2 protein-coding genes are annotated in these 3,297 nt (G+C 76.9%); one reads left to right on the top strand and one right to left on the bottom strand.

Annotated elements, in window-relative coordinates:
- Positions 1-170 precede the first annotated feature (170 nt).
- The gene (locus AAHZ94_RS31175) at positions 171-1,124 is read right to left on the bottom strand and encodes an FAD-dependent oxidoreductase (protein ID WP_349997074.1); all 954 of its coding nucleotides are present in this window, start codon (positions 1,122-1,124) and stop codon (positions 171-173) included.
- A gap of 335 nt (positions 1,125-1,459) precedes the next feature.
- Here AAHZ94_RS31175 and AAHZ94_RS31170 point away from each other — a divergent pair, with 335 nt between their 5' ends.
- Positions 1,460-3,223, top strand: coding sequence for an ABC-F family ATP-binding cassette domain-containing protein (locus tag AAHZ94_RS31170; RefSeq protein ID WP_349997073.1), 1,764 nt, complete (start codon positions 1,460-1,462; stop codon positions 3,221-3,223).
- Positions 3,224-3,297 lie beyond the last annotated feature (74 nt).

Below are 3,297 nucleotides of genomic sequence, written 5' to 3'. Positions count from 1 at the left end.
CGCCGGGGGGGGGGGGGGGGCGGGGGGGCTGCGGGGGCCGGGACGCCCCGCCCCCGCCCGCCCCGACGCCCCGCCTGTCCCGCCCACGGCCACCACACAGGCGCCGCGCGGGCTGCGTGACGCATGGCGCGGCGCCGCTCCCGTGTCGCCCGCGGCCCGCAGCGGCCGGCTCAGGCGCCGAGTAGCGCCGCCACCTCGCGGGCGCAACCCCAGGCGACGGTGACGCCCGCGCCGCCGTGCCCGTAGTTGTGGACGCATCGGGTGCCGCCCGGGAGTTCCGTCAGTTCGAGCCTGACCCGGGGGCGGGCCGGGCGCAGGCCGACCCGGTGGGCGAGCACCGGTGCCCCGGCCAACTCGGGCCGCGCCCGAACGCAGCGCGCCAGGATCGCCTCGGCCGTCGTGGGCTCGGGGCGCAGCTCCCAGGAGTGGGCCCTGGCGGTACCGCCGAGCACCACCCCGTACGGCTGCGGCAGTACGTACAGCGTCTCGTCCGCCGTGTCGTCGGCGGCCACCAGCCACTCCGTCAGGCCCGGGTTGGCCACGACCACCACCTGGCCCTGCACCGGGTAGACGGTCGGATCGGGGACCAGGTCGCGGGCGCCGAGGCCCGCGCAGTTCACCACGGCCCCGGCCACCCGGCCGGCCTCGGCGAGCGAGGTCAGGGCGCGGGTCTCGACGGGGCCGCCGGCGGCGGTCAGCCGGCGCTCCAGGTGGCGCAGGTGCGTGGGCATGTCGATCAGCGGTACGCGGGCCCGCAACCCGGCCGTGAACCCGGCTGGCAACTGCGCCGCCGTGGCCGCCCGCAGCCCGGGCAGGTCATCGGCCCAGGCCCCGAGGTCCGCGCGCGTCAGGCCCGCGTGCGTGCCGTCGGCGAACCGTACGCCGCTCTCCTGCGGGTCGGCGGCCAGCGCGGTCAGTTCCGTCAGCGCGGCCAGCGACCAGCGGCCCGCGGCATCGGCCGGCTCGATGCGGTAGGGCCACCAGAGTCCGCCGGCCACCGCCGAGGTGGTCGCAGCGGCCGGCTCCCGACCCCACACAGCCACCCGAAACCCTCGCTCCGCCAGCGTAACGGCGCAGGTCAGGCCGGTGACGCCGGAGCCGATCACGATCACATCGCGCACCATGCGGGGACGCTATCCGCTGATCGGACGCAGCGCGAGCCCCTGCGGGGTACGGAGTGCGGCGTACGACGTGGAGCGGAGCACGGCGTACGCGTGCGGGGCCGTCGGCCCGGGCCACGCCACACCCCACCACCCCACCGCACCGGGAGGCCGGGCCGGACCCGCGATCCCCGCGTGCTCCCCGCGCCGGCGCCACTTCCACCCGGGCCGGCACCACCTCCCGCCCACCCCGCCAGCGCCCCCGGTCAGGGAATCAGCGCCGCCGGCCAAGGGACAGCACCCCGGCCAGGGATATGCGGGGGCGCCGCGACGGGGCCCGCAGCTAGGATCACCCACTGATGACTGCCACTCTCGTTGCCAAGAACCTCGCCGCCGGCCACGGTGACCGCACCCTGTTCGCCGGTCTCGATCTCGTCGTGGCCCCCGGGGACACGATCGGCCTCGTCGGCGCCAACGGGGCCGGCAAGTCCACCCTGCTGCGCATCCTCGCCGGCCTGGTCGCACCCACCGAGGGCAGCGTCACGCTCAGCCCGCCGCACGCCACCATCGGCCATCTGCCGCAGGAGCACGAGCGGCGCCGCACCGGCGGCTCCGACCCGGCCACCGGCGCCGAGACGGTGCGTGACTTCCTGGCCCGCCGCACCGGGGTCGCCGCCGCCGAGGCGGCCCTCGGCGCGGCCACCGAAGCGCTGGCGGCCGGGCAGTCGGGTGCCGACGACGCGTACTCCACCGCCTGGGACCGGTGGCTCACGCTCGGCTGCGCCGACCTGGCAGAGCGCGCCGAGGGCGTCACCGCGTCGCTCGGCCTCTCGGTCGGTCTCGACCGGCCGATGACCGCGCTCTCCGGCGGCCAGGCGGCCCGCGCCGGACTCGCCTCGCTGCTGCTCAGCCGGTACGACGTCTTCCTGCTCGACGAGCCGACCAACGACCTGGACCTGGACGGCCTGGCCCGGCTGGAGGAGTTCGTCCGCGGACTGCGCGCCGGCACCGTCCTGGTCAGCCACGACCGCGAGTTCCTGGCCCGTACGGTCGACAAGGTCCTCGAACTCGACCTGACCCAACAGCAGATCACCCTCTTCGGCGGCGGCTACACCGCCTACCTGGAGGAGCGCGAGACAGCGCGCCGGCACGCCAGGGAGCGGTACGAGCAGTACGCGCAGACCCGGGCGGGGCTTGAGGAACGGGCCCGTACCCAGCGCGCCTGGATGGACAAGGGCGTGCGCAACGCCCGCCGCAAGGCCACCGACGGCGACAAGCTGCTGCGCAACGCGCGCATCGAAAGCACCGAGAAGCAGGCGGCCAAGGCCCGACAGACCGACCGGCTCATCGAGCGCCTCGAAGAGGTCGACGAGCCGCGCAAGGAGTGGGAACTGCGCCTTGAGATCGCCCAGGCGCCCCGCTCGGGCTCGGTCGTGGCCACCCTGCGCGGGGCCCGGGTGCGCCGCGGCAGCTTCGACTTCGGCCCCGTCGACCTCCAGGTCGACTGGGCGGACCGGGTGGCGATCGTCGGAGCCAACGGCTCGGGCAAGTCCACCCTGCTGGCCGCACTCCTCGGCCGGCTGCCGCTGGACGAGGGGCACACGGCGCTCGGCTCCGGTGTGGTCATCGGCGAGGTGGACCAGGCCAGGGCGCAGCTCTTCGGCGCGGACCGGGTCGGGGCGGAGGCGGACGCACCGGGCGACCAGGAGGCTGCCGCCGCGCCGCCGCCGGCCCGGGCGCCCGGCGGCGAGGGACGGCCCCACGCCGGATCGCTGCTCGACACCTTCAGCGAGGTCGTGGCCGAGCTCGAACCGGCCGAGGTGCGGACGCTGTTGGCCAAGTTCGGGCTGAAGGCCGACCACGTGCTGCGCCCCGCCGCGACCCTCTCGCCGGGCGAGCGGACCCGGGCCGCGCTCGCCCTGCTCCAGGCCCGCGGGGTCAACCTGCTGGTGCTCGACGAGCCGACCAACCACCTGGACCTGCCCGCGATCGAGCAGTTGGAGTCGGCGCTCGCGGCGTACGCCGGCACGCTGCTGCTGGTCACCCACGACCGCCGGATGCTGGACGCGGTGCACACCACGCGCCGCATCGAGGTGGCCGACGGGCGGGTCACCGAGCGCTGAGCCGGGGGGGGGGGGGGGGGGGGGGGGGGGGGGGGGGGGGGGGGGGGGGGGGGGGGGGGGGGGGGGGGGGGGGG

This window comes from Streptomyces sp. HSW2009, assembly GCF_040240285.1.
In the GTDB taxonomy this organism is placed as follows: domain Bacteria; phylum Actinomycetota; class Actinomycetes; order Streptomycetales; family Streptomycetaceae; genus Streptomyces.
The sequence above is the reverse complement of the archived record's forward strand: the minus strand, read 5'-3'. Positions and strand labels throughout refer to the sequence as shown.

Bases quoted from the DNA above. Each gene is read 5' to 3' on its own strand.
- AAHZ94_RS31175 (WP_349997074.1), bottom strand. From the start codon at position 1,124: ATGGTGCGCGATGTGATCGTGATCGGCTCCGGCGTCACCGGCCTGACC.
- AAHZ94_RS31170 (WP_349997073.1), top strand. From the start codon at position 1,460: ATGACTGCCACTCTCGTTGCCAAGAACCTCGCCGCCGGCCACGGTGAC.